General features: G+C 62.4%; 15 protein-coding genes. 1 reads left to right on the top strand and 14 read right to left on the bottom strand.

Features of this window, described 5'->3' with window-relative positions:
- Positions 1–85: 85 nt before the first annotated feature.
- From ACGRVM_RS15635 to ACGRVM_RS15575, 13 genes are all read right to left on the bottom strand, one after another.
- Positions 86–847, bottom strand: coding sequence for an amino acid ABC transporter ATP-binding protein (locus tag ACGRVM_RS15635; protein ID WP_377173187.1), 762 nt, complete (start codon positions 845–847; stop codon positions 86–88).
- Positions 844–1,707 (bottom strand): amino acid ABC transporter permease, encoded by an 864-nt coding sequence (locus ACGRVM_RS15630; protein ID WP_377173188.1) that lies wholly within the window; start codon positions 1,705–1,707, stop codon positions 844–846. The genes ACGRVM_RS15635 and ACGRVM_RS15630 overlap by 4 nt, the downstream gene beginning before the upstream one ends.
- Before the next feature lie 208 nt (positions 1,708–1,915).
- A complete protein-coding gene (locus ACGRVM_RS15625; RefSeq protein WP_377173190.1) occupies positions 1,916–2,659 on the bottom strand; it encodes an amino acid ABC transporter permease in 744 nt (247 codons plus the stop codon).
- A gap of 66 nt (positions 2,660–2,725) precedes the next feature.
- A complete protein-coding gene (locus ACGRVM_RS15620; protein ID WP_377173191.1) occupies positions 2,726–3,535 on the bottom strand; it encodes a transporter substrate-binding domain-containing protein in 810 nt (269 codons plus the stop codon).
- A 98-nt stretch (positions 3,536–3,633) separates the two neighbouring features.
- Positions 3,634–4,485: an ABC transporter permease gene (locus ACGRVM_RS15615; RefSeq protein WP_377173193.1), complete on the bottom strand. Its 852-nt coding sequence runs from the start codon at positions 4,483–4,485 to the stop codon at positions 3,634–3,636.
- Positions 4,482–5,342, bottom strand: coding sequence for an ABC transporter permease (locus ACGRVM_RS15610; protein ID WP_377173194.1), 861 nt, complete (start codon positions 5,340–5,342; stop codon positions 4,482–4,484). The genes ACGRVM_RS15615 and ACGRVM_RS15610 overlap by 4 nt, the downstream gene beginning before the upstream one ends.
- 4 nt (positions 5,343–5,346) lie before the next feature.
- Entirely contained in the window at positions 5,347–6,447 is a 1,101-nt protein-coding gene (locus ACGRVM_RS15605; RefSeq protein ID WP_377173196.1) for an ABC transporter ATP-binding protein, read from the bottom strand.
- Between the two features lie 64 nt (positions 6,448–6,511).
- Complete coding sequence (locus ACGRVM_RS15600; RefSeq protein WP_377173228.1) at positions 6,512–7,567, bottom strand: extracellular solute-binding protein; 1,056 nt, start codon at positions 7,565–7,567, stop codon at positions 6,512–6,514.
- Positions 7,568–7,793: 226 nt separating this feature from the next.
- Entirely contained in the window at positions 7,794–8,426 is a 633-nt protein-coding gene (locus ACGRVM_RS15595) for a DUF3047 domain-containing protein (protein ID WP_377173198.1), read from the bottom strand.
- 135 nt (positions 8,427–8,561) lie between these two features.
- A complete protein-coding gene (locus ACGRVM_RS15590; RefSeq protein WP_377173199.1) occupies positions 8,562–10,196 on the bottom strand; it encodes an acyl-CoA synthetase in 1,635 nt (544 codons plus the stop codon).
- 2 nt (positions 10,197–10,198) lie between these two features.
- The gene (locus ACGRVM_RS15585) at positions 10,199–11,002 is read right to left on the bottom strand and encodes an enoyl-CoA hydratase (RefSeq protein ID WP_377173201.1); all 804 of its coding nucleotides are present in this window, start codon (positions 11,000–11,002) and stop codon (positions 10,199–10,201) included.
- Positions 11,003–11,083: 81 nt separating this feature from the next.
- On the bottom strand, positions 11,084–12,253 hold the full coding sequence (locus ACGRVM_RS15580) for a glycine cleavage T C-terminal barrel domain-containing protein (RefSeq protein WP_377173230.1): 1,170 nt from the start codon (positions 12,251–12,253) through the stop codon (positions 11,084–11,086).
- Positions 12,254–12,418: 165 nt separating this feature from the next.
- Positions 12,419–12,913: an Lrp/AsnC family transcriptional regulator gene (locus tag ACGRVM_RS15575; protein WP_377173203.1), complete on the bottom strand. Its 495-nt coding sequence runs from the start codon at positions 12,911–12,913 to the stop codon at positions 12,419–12,421.
- A gap of 303 nt (positions 12,914–13,216) precedes the next feature.
- Between ACGRVM_RS15575 and ACGRVM_RS15570 the strand changes: the two genes are divergently transcribed.
- On the top strand, positions 13,217–13,864 hold the full coding sequence (locus ACGRVM_RS15570) for a hypothetical protein (RefSeq protein ID WP_377173205.1): 648 nt from the start codon (positions 13,217–13,219) through the stop codon (positions 13,862–13,864).
- Between the two features lie 196 nt (positions 13,865–14,060).
- Here the strand turns inward: ACGRVM_RS15570 and ACGRVM_RS15565 are convergent, their stop codons facing one another.
- Positions 14,061–15,881, bottom strand: a complete 1,821-nt coding sequence (locus ACGRVM_RS15565; RefSeq protein ID WP_377173207.1) for an ATP-dependent nuclease — start codon at positions 15,879–15,881, stop codon at positions 14,061–14,063.
- Positions 15,882–16,025 lie beyond the last annotated feature (144 nt).

Raw genomic sequence — 16,025 nt, 5'->3', positions numbered from 1 at the left:
GGGTTATTTAAGGAATGGGAAGATATTCCAGAATTTGCTTAGAAATAGGAAAAAATTTTGCGGTGGTGACAAAATCAACCCCGCGTCACAAAATCTGACTCAAGAATTCCTGCGTCCTCGGGTCCTGCGCGTTGTCGAAGAACGTGTCCGGCGGGCCGGATTCCACGATGACCCCGCGATCGGTGAAATAGATGCAATCGGCGATCTCGCGGGCGAAGCCCATCTCGTGGGTGACGAGGATGCAGGTCATGCCGTCGGCGGCCAGATCCTTGATCGTGGTCAGCACCTCCTTGACCGTCTCGGGGTCGAGCGCCGCCGTGACCTCGTCGAAAAGCATCACGTCGGGGTTCATCGCGAGGCTGCGCGCGATGGCGACGCGCTGTTGCTGGCCGCCCGAAAGCTCTCCGGGATAGGCGTCTTCCTTGCCGGTGAGCCGCACCTTGGCGATGAGGGCGCGGGCGCGTTCCTCGACCTCGGCGCGGTTCTGGCGCAGCACCTTGATGGGGGCCATCATCACGTTCTGGAGCACGGTCTTGTGCGGGAAGAGATTGTATTGCTGGAACACCATCCCGACCTTCTTGCGCAGCGCAAGCTTGTCGAGCCTGGGGTCGTTCACCTCGAGCCCCTCGACGGTGATCGAGCCTTTCTGGATGTCGTTCAGCGCGTTGATGCAGCGGATCAGGGTCGATTTGCCCGAGCCGGAGGGGCCGATGATGCAGATCACCTCGCCCTTCATCACGTCGAGGCTGACGCCGCGCAGCACCTCGGTCTGGCCGAAGGACTTGTGCACGTCCTTCAGCGATACGATGGGCTGGTCGGGGGTCCAGGTCATGGGGGCCTCGCTCATGTGTTCACCGAGAATTTGCGCTCGAGCCGCCGCGTGGCGGCGCTGATCGGGTAGCAGTAGATGAAGAACCAGCTGAGGATGTAGAGATACATCGGGATCAGCAGATCGACCCGGCCCTCGGCGCTGAGGGCGGCGCGGGTGAGGGTCATCACGTCGCTGATGCCGATGATCGACACGAGCGGCGTCGCCATCGTCAGCACGGCGTAGAGGTTCATCCAGGAGGGCAGCACGCGCTTGACCGTCTGCGGCAGGATCACGTCCGTCATGATCTGGCGGCGGGTGAAGCCGAGGGATTCGGCCGATTCCCACTGCCCCGTCGGGATCGAGAGGATCGCGCCGCGCATGTATTCGGACATATAGGCCATGACCGGCAGCGAGAGGCCGATGGTCGCCTTGATCCAGCCGGGGAAGGGGATGGTCGTCTCGCCGATCTCGATCTGGAAGGGGATCAGCAGGATGCAGTAGAAGAGCAGCACGAGCCAAGGCGAGTTGCGGAAGAACTGCGTGACGAGCCATGCAGCGCTGCGGATGGGGCGCAGCGGCGAGACCTGAAGCACGCCGAGGATGACGCCGAGAACCGTGCCGATCGCCATCGACATGATGGAGATGAGCACGTTGAAGCCGAAGCCGCCCGCGAGAGTGGGCGTCCATTCGAGCAGGATCGAGGCGATGCTCTGGCGGCCCTCGGCCTCGCCCTGCGCGAAGGCGGGTGTGATGAGCACGTAGGCCAGCGCGAGGATGAGCGCGGTCGCGGTCCAGGGGTTCAGGATGCGCTCGGCCAACGGCAGCGGCTCGGGGCGGATGCGCATCGGCAGCAGGACGGGCAGGGCGCCGCGGATCTTGGGGGGCTGGTGGATCATGGTGTGCCTCGCCCGGAGTCAAGCGCGCAGCGCGCCGGGCGAGCGCCGGCCCGTTCCGGCGGGCTGGCGCTTTGGTAACCGCGCGCATCGCATGATTGTTGGAGTGACATTGCAGGGATAAAGCGCGCCGAACGCGCGTCGCGGCGCCATCCCACGGGCCGACGTGCGCCCTCGATCGGGCATAGGGAGGGGCAGGGGCCAGCCATCCTCATTCGCCATACCCCGGAATGCGCAGGGCCTTTTCCCAGCGGTGCAGCACCCAGACCAGCACGGCGACGAGGCCGACATAGGAAATCAGCAGCACGTTCATCATCTCGCGCACGTTCAGATCCTCGGACCAGATCTGCGCCGAGACATAGAGAAGCTCGGGCACGGCGATGGCATAGGCCAGCGTCGTCGTCTTGACGAGGTTGACGAGGTTCGTGCCGAGAGCGGGCAGGGAGATGCGGATGGCGAGCGGCAGTACGATCTCGCGGTAGATTTGCAGGCGGGTGTATCCCAGCGCCTCGGCGGCCTCGACCGTTGAGCGCGGCACCGCCTCGATACCCGCGCGGAAGATCTCGGTATTGAGCGCGCCGGCGAAAAGCGAAAGGGCGATCACCGCCCAGCCGAAATTGCTGACGAGGGGTTGCGGCAATCCGTTTTCGCCGGTGAAGCGCAGCACGGTGCCAATGGCGAAGAAAAAGAAATAGAGCTGCACGAGCGGCGGCGTGTTGCGGAAGAACGCGACGAAGGCGCCGACCAGCACCCGCAGCGTCCGCGAGGGCGCGCCCTGCACGGCGGCGCCGATGATGCCGACGATGAGCGAGAAGACGATCGACAGCACCGCCAGCTTGATCGTGGTCCAGAGCCCCGCGATGTAGCGGCCGCGATAATAGTCATCGCTGATGACGACCAGATCCAGAAACCAGTCGGGCCGGAGCCAGTCGATCAGGGTCGTGAGAAATTCCATGCGGGGGGAGGGGCCTTCGACTAGGGGGCGTGCGGCCCGGCGAGCTGCGCCGGGCCGATGCCTGTCTTATTGCAGCTTGTCGTGCTGCTCTTGCAGGAAGGGGCTGGGCGCGATGCCGTTGGCCTCGTTCCGCTCGATCAGGTAGCCGGACTTGTGCCAGTCGGTCACGATCTCGGACATCTTCTGGCCATAGGCGCTGTCCAGATCCTCGAGCGGCACGGCGATGGCCCATGCCTGCGGGTCTTCGGTCTCGAAGGGCATCTCATAGTCGGCCCATTGATCGTCCGAGGAAAGCTGCGATTCGATCCATGTGTTGTCATAGAGGAAAGCGACGCAGCTTCCGTTCTGGAGGGCCGAGGTCACTTCGGGGATGCCCGCGAAGGCGACGAGGTTGGGGCCGTAAAGCTCGGTCACGCGGCGGTTGTAATAGGCGCCTTGCAGCGCGCAGACATCCTTGCCGCGCAGGTCTTCCCATGTCTCGAGACCGGCGGCCTTTGGCGCGATCACGTTGGTGCCGCCCGCGTAGTAGTTCGGCTCGATCATGCCCACGACTTCGCGGCGCTTGGGGTTGTCGCCCATCGTCGCGATGATGAGGTCGATCTGGCCCTGCTGCAGGAATTCCATGCGGTTCGAGGCGACGACGGGGATCAGCTCGGCTTCGACGCCCAGACGCTCGGCCACATCCTTGGCGAGGTCGATCTCGAGGCCGACAAGCTCGCCGTCCGAGGTCAGATAGCCCCAAGGCTTGTAGTCGTTCTTGACGCCGACGACGATCTTGCCGGCATCCATGATCTCCTGAAGCTTGTCGGCCAATGCGCCGGTGCCGATGACGGCGGCCACGGCCGCGCCGATTGCGGTCTTGATATAGCTCTTCATTGCGCTCTCCTGTTGGTGGATCTTTCGGCGCGGGGCGCCGGTCCGAAACCAGTGTTGCGGTCTCGGCGCGCCCGAGTCCAGTGCAATCGGACAGGTTTTCATGCGCGGCGTTGAAAGGCGATCATCACCAGCGCGAGGAGCGACGAGCCGATCATCAGCAAAAGCGAGACGGCGTTGAGAAGGGGCGTCGAGCCTTCTTTCAGGCGGTCGAACATGGCGATCGTCAGCGGCGCGTCGGAGCCGACGAGCATCAGCGTCGTGTTGAAATTCTCGAAGCTCATGAGGAAGGCGACGACGGCGGCCCCGACGATGGCGGGCATCAGGAAGGGGATGGTGATGGTGCGCACCGCCGTGAGGCGATCGGCCCCGAGATTGAGCGCCGCCTCCTCGAGCGAGCGGTCGAACTTCTGAAGCCGCGCCGAGATGACGAGCGTCGCGATGGTGGTGATGAAGGAGAACTGCCCGAGGATGACGAGCGTGAGGCCCGGCCGCAGGAATTGCGCATCGATCTGCGCCGCGTCCCAGAGGCCATTGGCCGCCGTCGAGGAAAAGACGAGGATCGAGATGCCAAGCACGATGCCCGGCACCACAAGGGGCAGAAGCATCAGCACGTAAAGCAGGCCGCGACCGCGGAACTTGTAGCGGTTGAAGAGGAAGGCGTTCGAGGTGCCGACCGCGACCGAGAGAGCCGACACGCAGGCGCCCACCAGCGCCGAGGTGCCGATGGCGCCGAGAATCTGGCGCTCGTGAAAGACGCCGATGCGCGGACGCTCGGAGCCGAAGAACCAGTCGAGCGTGACGCCTTCCCATGGCAGGGAAGGGAACTGGCTGTCGTTGAAGGCGAAGACCGCGACGACGATCAGCGGCACCGTCAGGTAGACGAAGAAGAGCGCGACATAGCCGGTCCAGATCACGCCGAGCGCGCGGGAGGTAGGGATGGTGGGGATCATGAGCCCATCGTCCTCTCCAATGTCTGGCCCGTCAGGCGCAGCATCGCCCAGATGATGAAGCTGGACGCCGCGAGCAGCATGAAGCCGAAGGCCGCGCCCAGCTCCCAATTGAAGCGGACGATGAATTGCGAGTAGATCATTTCCGTGAACCACAGGCTGTCCTTGCCGCCCAGCATGGTGGGGGTGAGGTAGTTGCCGAGGCTCAGCATAAAGACGACGATGCAGCCCGAGACGATGCCAGGCACCGCGTGAGGGATCACGATTTCGCGCATGACCGACCAGCCCGAGCCGCCCAGATCGTAGCCCGCCTCGATCACCGCGTCGTCGAGGCTGTCGAGCGTCGTGACCAGCGGGACGACCATGAAGAGCATCGAGGTATAGACGAGGCCGGTCATGATGGCGGCATCGTTGTAGAGCATCTCCACCGGCCCCGAGACGATGCCGGACCATTGCAGGAACTGCGAGATCACGCCCGTCTCGCGCAGGAGGATCATCCAGCCGAAAGTGCGCACCAGCTCGGAGACCCAGAAGGGCACGAGGCAGAGAAGGAAGAGGACCGAGCGCGCGCGTCCCCGCACCATCTTGGCGATGTAGTAGGAGACCGGAAAGGCGATCAAAAGCGTGATGAACGTGGCGAGAATCGACATGACGGCGGTGCGCATGAACGTGCGCATGTAGAGCGGCTCGGTCAGGATGGTGCGGTAATTGGCGATGCTCGCCTCGTATTCGCCAACGCCCACGCGCTCGCGCAGGGAGAGCATCAGCATGTCCACATGCGGGATGATGATGAGCAGCGAGAGCCACAGCAAGAGCGGCGTGAGCAGGAGGATGAAGCCGAGGCGCGCGCTGGAGGCCATGCGCTCAGCCCCCGCTGGCCGCGAAGCAATTGGCCTGATCGGCGGACCAGCCGACATGGATGGGCGCGCCGCGCGCGAGGTTTGCGAATTCGCCCGATTGCGGCAAGGTCACCTCGATCTCGCCGCCGGTCTCGGCGCAGGTCACGATGATGCGGCTTGCGGCGCCGTTGAAGAGAAGGCTGCCGACCGTGCCCGACAGCCGGTTGTCGAAGCCCGCGACATCGCCGGCCGCGCGCCCGATGCGGATCGCCTCGGGGCGCACGTAGATATCGACGATCTGATCCGCCGCCGCGCCGCGCGCGGCGCCGCGCATCGTCAGGCCCGCCTCGGTGCGCAGCTCGGCGGTGCCGCCCTCGACGCGCTCGATCCGGCCGCGCCAGCGGTTGCTTTCGCCGACGAAGCCCGCGACGAAGGCGGTTTCGGGCCGGTAGTAGAGATCCTGCCCGGTGCCGACCTGCTCGAACTTGCCCGCGTTCATCACGGCGATCCGGTCGGACATGACGAGCGCCTCGGACTGGTCATGCGTGATGTAGACGAAGGTGGTGTCGAACGCGGCCTGAAGCGACTTCAGCTCGACCTTCATGCGCTCGCGCAGCTTCAGGTCGAGCGCGCCGAGCGGCTCGTCGAGCAAGAGGACATCGGGTTCGAGCACCATGCAGCGGGCGATGGCGACGCGCTGTTTCTGCCCACCGGATAATTCGTCGGTCTTGCGCTTGCCGATGCCCGGAAGGCCGATGCGGTCCAGCACCTCGTCCACCTTGCGCGCGATCTCGGCCTTGGAATTTCCGGCGCGGCGCAGGCCATAGCCGATATTGTCCTCGACATTCATCATCGGAAAGAGGGCCAGATGCTGGAAGACCATGTTCACCGGGCGCTTGTTGGGCGGCACGTCCAGAACCGAGCGGCCCTTGATCGCGATATCGCCCGAACTCGGCTCGAGAAAGCCCGCGATCATGCGCATGATGGTGGTCTTGCCGCAGCCCGAGGGGCCGAGGATCGAAAAGAACGAGCCCGCGGGCACCGAGAAGGAGACGTCATCGACCGCCAGCGTCTCGCCGAAGCGGCGGGTGAGATGGGTGCATTCGAGGTCGGGGGCGGCGGTCATGCGGGGTATTTCCAGACGTGAAAACGGGCGGCCCGAACACGCGGGCCGCCCGTGAGTGCGGTGGTTACTGAGCGGCCTTCACGCGGTCCAGAACGCCGCCCTCGATGGCCTCGAGACCGGCGGGAACGGGCGGATACCACTTGATGTTGTCCACGGCTTCGGGCGGGAAGCTGGCCTGATACTGGGCTTTCAGCGCGTCCGAGGCGAATTCGTCCGCGCCCGCCGAGGCGGTGAAGTTACCGGCGGATTCGGTGATCATCGCGGCGATCTCGGGCTGCATGACGAAGTTGATCCAGTCATAGGCCGCCTGATCGGCCTGGCCCTTGGCGGGCAGGACGAAGGTGTCGATCCACCCCAGAGCACCCGAGGCGGGGGCCACGAAGTTGATATCGGCATTGTCGCTGTTCAGCTTCCAGCCGCCGGTATCCCACGCCATCGCCGCGACGACCTCGCCCGAGCGCACGAGGTTCAGAAGCTCGTCGCCGCCGTCCCAGTAGGTTTTCACGATCGGCTTGCACTCGATCAGCTTGGCCTCCACCTGGTTCATGATGTCGGTGTAGGCCGCCTCGTCGCCATAGGCGGCGAAGGGGTCGAGACCCATCGAATAGGCGAAGCCGATCAGCGTCGGGCGCTTCAGGCGGTAGGACACCTTGCCCTCGAGCGCGGGATCGCAGAGGTCGGAATAATCCGCGACGCTGCCCGCCTCGGCGGTGTTCAGAACGAGGCCCGAGGTGCCCCAGACATGCGGAACGCCGTAGACTTCGCCGTCCACGGTGGTGTTCTGCTTGGTCGCCTCGAGCATGGAGGGGATGAAGAGATCCGCGTTGATCTGGCTCAGGTCCATCGGCTTGTAGATGCCGAACTCGGCCTGCGGGCCCGCGATGCGGTCCTGGCTGGGCTGGGCGAGATCGAAGCCGCTGCCGCTCGTGGCGCGCAGCTTGGCGATCATTTCCTCGTTGTTGGACATGGTGACTTCGACGGTGTGCCCCGTCTCGGCCTCGAATTTCTCGATGACGTTCTCGGGCGCGTAGCCGCCCCAGGTCAGGAGGCGCAGCGTCTCGGCGCTGGCGGCCGAAGCCATGAGAGCGGCGCCCGCGACACCGGCCGTCAGAGTGAGCATAATGGGTTTCATGGAAATCTCCCTAGTGTTTCCGGATGGTCACGCCGCGCTTATGAGCACGTCAGTGCAACGGTTTCGTGACGGTCGCGCGGGCCGGGCGCATGACGAGGCATCGCCATCGGACCCCGCTCGGGCTTGCGCTACTAGGCCGCGTTCCGCACGCTGCGTCAACCACCCGGAGAGGTCAGGGAGAGAATTTTTTCCGGGCGGTCAAAAATTCGGGGCGTCAGTTGAGCGTCAGCCCCGAGAGCGACGCGGCGATGGCGCCGTTGGTGTCGTCGCTGTCGGCCGACAGCGCGAGCCCCACGAGAGAGGTGGGCGCGCCGCCGAAGGCGCGGCGATAGTCGGCGGCGAGGTCCACACGCTCGGAATGCGCGCCGGTGCCCGCGCCGCGCAGCACCACCGTCTTGCCCTGACCGCCGAGATAGGGCGAGCCGAGAAGCGCGCCGCGCTGCGCATTGCCGCCCCAGACATACATCAGCACGCGGGCTTCCTCGACGTCGAGAAGCTGGCGGATGCCGGAATTCACGTTCTGGCGGGCGATCTCTTCGGGCATGAAGACGAAATAGAGCGAGAGATTGCGGTCGTCGCCGCCCTTTCGGGCCAGATCGGTCGCCGGCACGCTTTGATCGACCGACCAGGACCAGCTCGCCCCGGTCGAGGACCACTCCGCCTCGGGAAGCGTCGTCCAGAGCATCGAGACCGTGTCGTTCGAGCGCACGGCCACGCTGTCGCTGCCCTGGCGCCAGTCATTGCCGGAAAAGAGCGAGAATTTCTGTTCGGTCCAGCCGCCGAGGGGGCCGGCCATCGCCGGAAGGGGCAGCAGCAGCGCCGCGCAGAGAAGTCTTGCCTTGATCATGACGCGCATCCTTTGTCTTGCCTCGCCCGAGCCTAGGCCGCGCCCGCGCGCCGGGAAAAGCAACGATTTCGTGAGGATGGGGTGAGGTCGCGCGGCGCGGGCAGGTGCAATCCGGCCCGCGCCGCGCTTGGCCGATCACTCGGCCAGCGCCGCTGCCCGTTCGCGCAGCACGAATTTCTGGATCTTGCCGGTCGAGGTGCGCGGGATCGTCTCGAAGACGATGCGGCCCGGCACCTTGTAGGGCGCAAGATGCGTGCGGCACCACGATCTGAGCGCGGGCTCGTCCGCGCTTTGCCCGGCATGAAGCTCGACGAAGGCGCAGGGCGTCTCACCCCATTTCGCGTGAGGCATGGCCACGACGGCGGCCACGGCGACGGCGGCATGGCGGTAGAGCGCCTCCTCGACCTCGATGGAAGAGATGTTCTCGCCGCCCGAGATGATGATGTCCTTCGAGCGGTCCTTGAGCTGGATATAGCCGTCGGGATGCACGACGCCGAGATCGCCCGAATGGAACCAGCCCCCGGCCAGCGCCTCCTGCGTCGCCTGGGGATTGCGGAAATAGCCCTTCATCACGACATTGCCGCGAAACATCACCTCGCCCATCGTTTGCCCGTCGCGCGGCACCGGCGTCATGCTGTCCGGATCGAGAACGTCGAGCCCTTCGAGCGGCAGGTAGCGCACGCCCTGCCGCGCCTTGAGGCGGGCGCGCTCGGGGGCGGGAAGATCGGACCAGTCCTCGTGCCATTCGTTGACAACGGAGGGGCCGTAGGTCTCGGTCAGGCCGTAGAGATGCGTCACGTCGAACCCGGCGGCGTCCATGCTGGTCAAGACGCTCTCGGGGGGAGGGGCGGCGGCGGTCAGGAACTGCACGCGCCGCCCCAGATCACGCTTCTCGCTCTCGGGGGCGCCGTGGATGAGGGACATCACGATGGGCGCGCCGCACAGATGCGTCACACCCTCGGAGGCGAGCGCGGACCAGATCGCGTCCGAGCGCACCTGCCGCAGGCAGACATGCGTGCCCGCGACCGCCGAGAGGGTCCACGGGAAGCACCAGCCGTTGCAATGGAACATCGGCAGCGTCCACAGATAGACGCTGTGCCGCGCCATCGATGTGGTGAGCGCGTTGCCCTGCGCCAGAAGATACGCGCCGCGATGATGGGAAACCACGCCCTTGGGATGACCGGTGGTGCCCGAGGTGTAGTTGATCGAGATCGCGTCCCATTCATCCTCGGGCGGCGTCCAGGCGAAGGTTGGATCGCCCTCGGCCAGAAGGCTTTCGTATTCGGGTGCGGCCTCGAGCGCGCCGGGGCCGGAATATTCCGCGTCGTCGTAGCGGATCACCTGCGGCGAGACGGTGGCGAGGGCGAGCGCCTCGGCCATGAGCGGCGCGAATTCGCGGTCCACGATGACCAGCTTGGCCATCGCATGATCGAGCTGAAAGGCGATGATCGCGGCGTCGAGCCGTGTGTTGATCGAGTGAAGCACCGCGCCGCACATCGGCACGCCATAATGGCATTCGAGCATCGGCGGCGTGTTGGCGAGCATGACCGAAACGGTATCGCCCCGCTCCAAGCCGCGCCCCGTGAGGGCCGAGGCCAGTTGCCGCGCGCGCGCATAGAAGTCGGCATAGCTGCGGCGGAGGGCGCCATGCACGATGGCGGTGTGATCCGGAAAGACCGACGCCGCCCGCTCGAGAAAACCGATCGGGGTGAGGGGCTGGAAATTGGCCGGGGTCCGGGGCAGGCCGATATCGTAGGCGTTCTCGGACATGTCTAGCGATCCTGCCATGAAGGCGCGCGTTTGCCGATGAACGAGCCGATGCCCTCCTCGGCGTCATGGGTCAGCATGTTCTCCACCATGATGCGGCTCGCATAGTCATAGGCCTCGCCGAGCGGCATTTCGCGCTGCGCGTAATAGGCGCGCTTGCCGGTGGCGAGGGTCATGCTCGATTTCGATGCGATCTTGCGCGCGAGGCTCATCACCTCTTCGCGCAGGGCGCCGTCCTCGACCGTGCGGTTGACCAGCCCGATTTCGGCGGCCCGCTCCGCGGAGGTCATGTCGCCCGTGAGCAGCATCTCCATCGCGTGCTTGTCCGCGACATTGCGCGAGAGCGCCACCATCGGCGTCGAGCAGAAAAGCCCGATATGCACCCCCGGCGTGCTGAACCGCGCGCTTTGGGCGGCGATGGCCAGATCGCAGCTTGCCACGAGCTGGCATCCCGCTGCCGTAGCAATGCCCGTGACCTCGGCGATGACGGGCTTGGGGCAGGTCACGATGGCCTGCATCACGCCCGAGCAGGCCGCCATGACCTTGGCGAAATAGGCGCGCCCGCCATCGGGTGCGTCCCGCCCCGCCGTCATTTCCTTCAGGTCATGCCCCGCGCAGAAGGCCGGCCCGTTCGCCGCCAGCACGACCACCCGCACGGCCGATGTCTCGCCCGCATCGGCGATCGCGGCGCCAAGACGGGCCAGCATCGCCTCCGAGAGCGCATTGCGCCGTGCGGTGTCGTTGAGGGTGAGCCGCAGAATTCCGTCTTGCGACAGATCGCGGAGCAGTATCTCGCCGGTCTGGCTCATCGCCTCTCTCCTTGCGCGGGCATGCCTGAGATTTCAGTTACACACCATCGGCTGACCCTTTGGCAATCGCGCAATGCGGCCTCAGGCGCGCGCTTCCGCCGGCCGGATCGCCGCCGTGGCCGCAAGGCTCTTGCGCGGATCGAAGAAAGGCCGCTCCACGACGCGCGCCCCTGTCTCGCCCGCATCGGTCGTCACGGTCAGCTGGGTGCCGAGCGCCGCGACCTCGACCGAGACCATCGCGAGCGCGATATTCTGCCCGAGCCGCGGGGAATAAACCGCCGAGGTGACCTTGCCCACCGGCGCGCCGGCATGATGGATCGCCCAGAAAGTGGTGTTCGGCCCCGTCAGCGGCGCGCCCTCGAGGATCAGCCCCACTTGCTTGCGGCTGACGCCCGTGTCGCGGATGCGCTTCAGGGCGAATTTGCCGATGAAGTCGGCCTCCATGTCGAGATTGCACAGACGCTCCAGCCCCAGCTCGAACGGGTTGGTTTGGATGTCAGCATCCGCATGATAGGACAGCATCCCGCCCTCGATGCGGCGGATGCTCGACGTGTGGCCGGGCTTGAGGCCCATGGGCAGGCCGACGCTCATGATCCGCTCCCAGAGCGCATCGCCATAGGCCGCATCGCGCAGGAAAATCTCGTAGCCGAGCTCGCTCGACCAGCCGGTGCGCGAAACGACGAGCGGGATGCCGTCCAGCTCGGTTTCGATGAACCAGTAATAGCGCAGATCGGCGATCTCGGGGCCGAAGAGGGCCTGCATGATCTCGCCCGATTTCGGACCCTGCAACTGAAGGGGCGACACGTCCGGCTCGTGGATCTGCACATCGAGGCCCGCATGAACCGCGACGCCCTGCGCCCAAAGGAGAATGTCGCTGTCGGCGAGCGATAGCCAGAAGCGGTCCTCGGCCAGCTTGAGAAGGATGGGATCGTTGAGGATGCCGCCCTCGGCATTGGTGATGAGCACGTATTTGCACTGGCCCACCGCCATCGAGGACAGATCGCGCGGCGTGAGCGTCTGCACGAATTGCGCCGCATCGGGCCCGCTGATCTCGACCTGGCGCTCGACGGCCACGTCGCAGAGGATCGCATCGTTCACGAGCGTCCAGAAATTCTGCTCGGGATCGCCGAAATCGCGCGGGATATACATGTGGTTGTAGACCGAGAACCCTTGCGCGCCCCAACGCACCGTGGCGTCGAAGAAGGGCGATTTGCGGATCTGGGTGCCGAAGCCGAAAGTCTTGGACTGCATCACGTCTGTCTCCCTCGAGGGCGCGACGGGCCTTGCCGTGCGCTGCGTTGCGATAGACGGGATCTAAACCGATTCAGGGTGCGTATCGGTCCAAGATGAGGCCATTCCGCAGACCGTTCGGGCTTGGATTCGCGGGATTTGCGACCGGATGGTCGCGCCGATCCATCAGCGCCTGGCCTGCGCCGCGAGTTTCGCGAGGTTCGGCTGCCCGGCCTTGATGAGCCGGGTGGCGAAATAGGTCATGTAGCGGTCGATGGCGAGATCCGCCGACAGGAGCTCTTCCATCAGGGCCTGAAAGGTCGAAAGGCTGGGGGTGACGACCGTCATGATGTAATCGACGCCGCCCCCGGTCGAGATGCAGTCGGTGATCTCGTCGATGGCCATGATGTGCCGCTCGAAGCGCTCGAAATCGGATTTGCGGTGATGGGTGAGCGAGACCGTGACGATGACCCGCGCCGCATCGACGACGCGTTCGAGCGCGATATCGGCGTGATAGCCCCGGATATAGCCCGCCGCCCGAAGCCGCGCGAGCCGCGCCCAGCAGGGCGTCGGCGAGAGGTTCACGATCTCCGCAAGCTTGGTCTTGCTGAGCTGGCCGTGCTTCTGCACCGCGCTGAGAATGCGAATGTCCGTCGGATCGAGCCCTTGCCGTTCTCGCATGTCTTCGCATTCCGTCCGTAACGATGAGCGCCGCCCCGCGCGGGCCTTTGTGCCGCGCCCGGCCCGAGGACCAAGGCCCGTTCAGTTGTGACGCGGCACCGCGGGCACGTCAATGCGGTAGGGGGGGGTGGATACGATGGGGGTTTTGGTTGGACCCGGCGAAAGGCTTCCCGCTCTCGATGACCTGCTGGATCGGGGACATGTGCTGTGCGCGTGCGTCTCCGCCCCGCCGCTGCGGAGGAATTTCCAAAAAGGGGATAATCTGCAAAAATGTACCTTTCGCGAAACCCAAAAGGAACACTCATGAGCTTCAAGCATCTCCTCCTCCCGATCTTGCTGTGCGCGGGTGCGGCCGGCGCAGATACCGAAGGGAACCAAACCACGGTCCGCCTCGTGGAAAGCGGGGCCTGGTCGGTGGAGCACACCACCTTCGACACGGGCGCGCAGCTCTGCACGCTTCTATCGCTGAGCGATGACGGACAGATCCTCGACATCACCTATCACAGCGAGGGCAGGTACAGCATCCTGCTGAGCGCGGCCCCGGAAAATGTCATGATGATCGATACCGGCACAAGCAGCTCCACCAACGGCCTGCCCGTGCGCCTCGACGTGGATTACGACCAGCGTCTCCTGCCGGGTGGGCGGCGCGACGGGCGCGACTTCCTCTTCACCCCCAGCACTTCCTACATGGTCGATTCCGAGAACGGCCTGCTGGCGGCCCTCGCACGCAGCAATGCGGTCGCCCTCAAAGATGCGAACGGCGACGCGACGCTCCATCACTGGTCCCTCGCGGGATCATCGAAAGCCATCGACCGCCTCAAATCCTGCATCCACGACGCATCCGTCGCCACCTCCCCCGTCTATGAACCGAGCGGCACCGGCGCGGGCGTAAGCCCGGAGATGTCGAAGGCGTTGGGAGAGTATTACAAGTCTCTCGAGGATGATGAGTGAGGTGTGGGTTGGTTTTGGTCCGGTGACAGTGGGGTGGGCGGTGCGGGTGGGTCGAGCCGAGTAAAGGTGTCACTTCGCAAAGAAATCCCACCGCAACTTTCGAAATTGACCCTTTTCCTGAAACGAGTCGGTTCAATCTCAAGCTGCCGTTAAAGCCTATATGTTTGAATGATTAGTCCTTGATGATCAAAAAATGTCATAAATCGCGGGAAAGCTGAAGTGTCTCACAAACTGTTTCAACCAGCTTATTCAAAGCATTGCATTCTTTGTTGGGCGCCGTTAGCACTTTTTTCAAGAAACTTGATTTTAGGTTATTTGGTACCATGCGTGCATATAGCCAGCCATGAGACCCTGGATCAAACTTTCGCAATCTATTTGTAAGGATTTGCGGTTTACGATAGTAATCATCATGGGTGCTTTCCAGCCAATTCATATCGCACTTTGTCTTTTCTTCAACGTACTTTAATGTTTCGTCATTTACAAAGAGTAACTCAAATGGAAACTTTATTTCAGACTCATTCAAGCCACATTCAATCATGAACGCTTCGAATGCTTTGGTTTGATATGGCAGTACTGCCGCAGCGAGATTTCCGCTCCCAATTTGAACAGGTGACCCGGATGTATCTGAACCTCTTCCAGCGAAAGTCGCTAGAGAGCTTCGACCAGCTGGATCATTGTCAAATAGAAATAGTGTTTTGGAATTTGATGAAAGTCCACCCGCCAAAGAGATGGTGTTGATAACTTCGTTTGTACTCTTTGGCGTTCCTGAGAACTGCCTAACTTCAAATGAACTTTCTACGCCGAACGCCGAAAGAAGTTTTGGATAGGCATTGACATCGTGTTTACCCTCTACAAACAGTGTTGGCTTTGAAAGATTTGCGAGCTGGGATTGCAAATCATCGATTTCTTGCTGTTTCCTGCTAAATGCGTCTTGCTGCTCTTTGAGAGAGCGAATGACATAAGGGAGTTGCATCAATCCCGCCGCGCGCATTGTGCTGTCCGCATCTTCAAGTTTGTCAATTACTGTTGTAGCTCGCTCAGGCGTTACCTCCTTGTGCTCGTCCAGCATCTGTTTTTCAACGAAGAATCTCTTTGTACTACATCCATTCTCTGAGGGCGCCAAATAGAATGCTGGTGAGTGGCTACTGATGAAAATCTGCGTGTCGTCACGAGACGCAAACGAAGCGAATCGTCGGGCTTCGAGAGAAGCGGCAGACAAATCAAGAGAATTTTCTGGCTCTTCGAATCCCCAAAGAAAATATTTTTTGCTTACTTCATTCTCGTTAATGAACCGCAGGAGTTCCAGAAGGTGTCGCGCCTTGACTCCATCACCCTTTTGTTTGAACAGGGAATGCCCATCGTCACCATGAGCAAAATCAAGATTCCGGAATAGAGCTGCCATGTTGGTGGGTGCTGACAATGAAGCCTTGCTCGCAAAGATTTCTTGTAACTGCTGTGTTAGAGTTTCGGTCTGCTCACCAATTGCGTCAATGAATTTTCTAGTAGCATCCAACATATAGCTATCTTTTGAAGCGGATGAATACATTCGCTCGATGAGATCGGCGTATACTTGGAGATCTTTGATTGCGGGAATATATGTGAAATCAACTTGATTAAGGAACCTAGTAAGCATAGCCGTTTTTCCACCGGATAGGGAAGGGGATGAAGAAACGCTGATGTCACCACCGTACCGGTTCCATTGCTTTTTTACACTAATCTCGTGCCCAAGAGAATTACGGTAATTTGGAGGCACATTGAATGTCACTTTAATCCATACAAATTGTCGCCCCTTGGCAACCGAAGCTTTTTGCTTTCGTAGATCAGACATATCTATATCAAAATCAAAATCTGTCCCTGGATCAGTTTGTCCATTGAAGAACAGATTTAGGCCACGAAGAATATTAGATTTTCCAGAATCGTTACGGCCAAAAAACAGGTTCAAATCACCTACTGCGTCGAGAGACATTGAATAGATTGAACGCAGGTAGTGGATTTCTACTTTTTTTATAAGCTGCATAATTGTCCAAGTTAAAACTTCGTTTGGAAGCGGTTTATCAAGCTTTGTAGCGAACGCCAGTGCCCTCGAATCTAGCGAGGCTTGACCAATTGGTAGCCGGCCATGTGCCCTCCTTGCTGCGCAGTGCTACGATCTTTTCTCGAT

Origin of the sequence: Roseovarius aquimarinus (genome assembly GCF_043661195.1) — a bacterium.
GTDB classification, from domain to species: Bacteria; Pseudomonadota; Alphaproteobacteria; order Rhodobacterales; family Rhodobacteraceae; genus Roseovarius; species Roseovarius aquimarinus.
This window is presented reverse-complemented; position numbering and strand designations above follow the sequence as displayed.

What these genes read in the sequence shown, in the direction of transcription:
- ACGRVM_RS15590 (WP_377173199.1), bottom strand. Translation starts at nt 10,196, where the DNA reads ATGTCCGAGAACGCCTACGATATCGGCCTGCCCCGGACCCCGGCCAAT.
- ACGRVM_RS15565 (WP_377173207.1), bottom strand. Translation starts at nt 15,881, where the DNA reads ATGCAGCTTATAAAAAAAGTAGAAATCCACTACCTGCGTTCAATCTAT.
- ACGRVM_RS15595 (WP_377173198.1), bottom strand. Translation starts at nt 8,426, where the DNA reads ATGATCAAGGCAAGACTTCTCTGCGCGGCGCTGCTGCTGCCCCTTCCG.
- ACGRVM_RS15575 (WP_377173203.1), bottom strand. Translation starts at nt 12,913, where the DNA reads ATGCGAGAACGGCAAGGGCTCGATCCGACGGACATTCGCATTCTCAGC.
- ACGRVM_RS15600 (WP_377173228.1), bottom strand. Translation starts at nt 7,567, where the DNA reads ATGCTCACTCTGACGGCCGGTGTCGCGGGCGCCGCTCTCATGGCTTCG.
- ACGRVM_RS15585 (WP_377173201.1), bottom strand. Translation starts at nt 11,002, where the DNA reads ATGAGCCAGACCGGCGAGATACTGCTCCGCGATCTGTCGCAAGACGGA.
- ACGRVM_RS15570 (WP_377173205.1), top strand. Translation starts at nt 13,217, where the DNA reads ATGAGCTTCAAGCATCTCCTCCTCCCGATCTTGCTGTGCGCGGGTGCG.
- ACGRVM_RS15625 (WP_377173190.1), bottom strand. Translation starts at nt 2,659, where the DNA reads ATGGAATTTCTCACGACCCTGATCGACTGGCTCCGGCCCGACTGGTTT.
- ACGRVM_RS15605 (WP_377173196.1), bottom strand. Translation starts at nt 6,447, where the DNA reads ATGACCGCCGCCCCCGACCTCGAATGCACCCATCTCACCCGCCGCTTC.
- ACGRVM_RS15630 (WP_377173188.1), bottom strand. Translation starts at nt 1,707, where the DNA reads ATGATCCACCAGCCCCCCAAGATCCGCGGCGCCCTGCCCGTCCTGCTG.
- ACGRVM_RS15615 (WP_377173193.1), bottom strand. Translation starts at nt 4,485, where the DNA reads ATGATCCCCACCATCCCTACCTCCCGCGCGCTCGGCGTGATCTGGACC.
- ACGRVM_RS15620 (WP_377173191.1), bottom strand. Translation starts at nt 3,535, where the DNA reads ATGAAGAGCTATATCAAGACCGCAATCGGCGCGGCCGTGGCCGCCGTC.
- ACGRVM_RS15610 (WP_377173194.1), bottom strand. Translation starts at nt 5,342, where the DNA reads ATGGCCTCCAGCGCGCGCCTCGGCTTCATCCTCCTGCTCACGCCGCTC.
- ACGRVM_RS15580 (WP_377173230.1), bottom strand. Translation starts at nt 12,253, where the DNA reads ATGCAGTCCAAGACTTTCGGCTTCGGCACCCAGATCCGCAAATCGCCC.
- ACGRVM_RS15635 (WP_377173187.1), bottom strand. Translation starts at nt 847, where the DNA reads ATGAGCGAGGCCCCCATGACCTGGACCCCCGACCAGCCCATCGTATCG.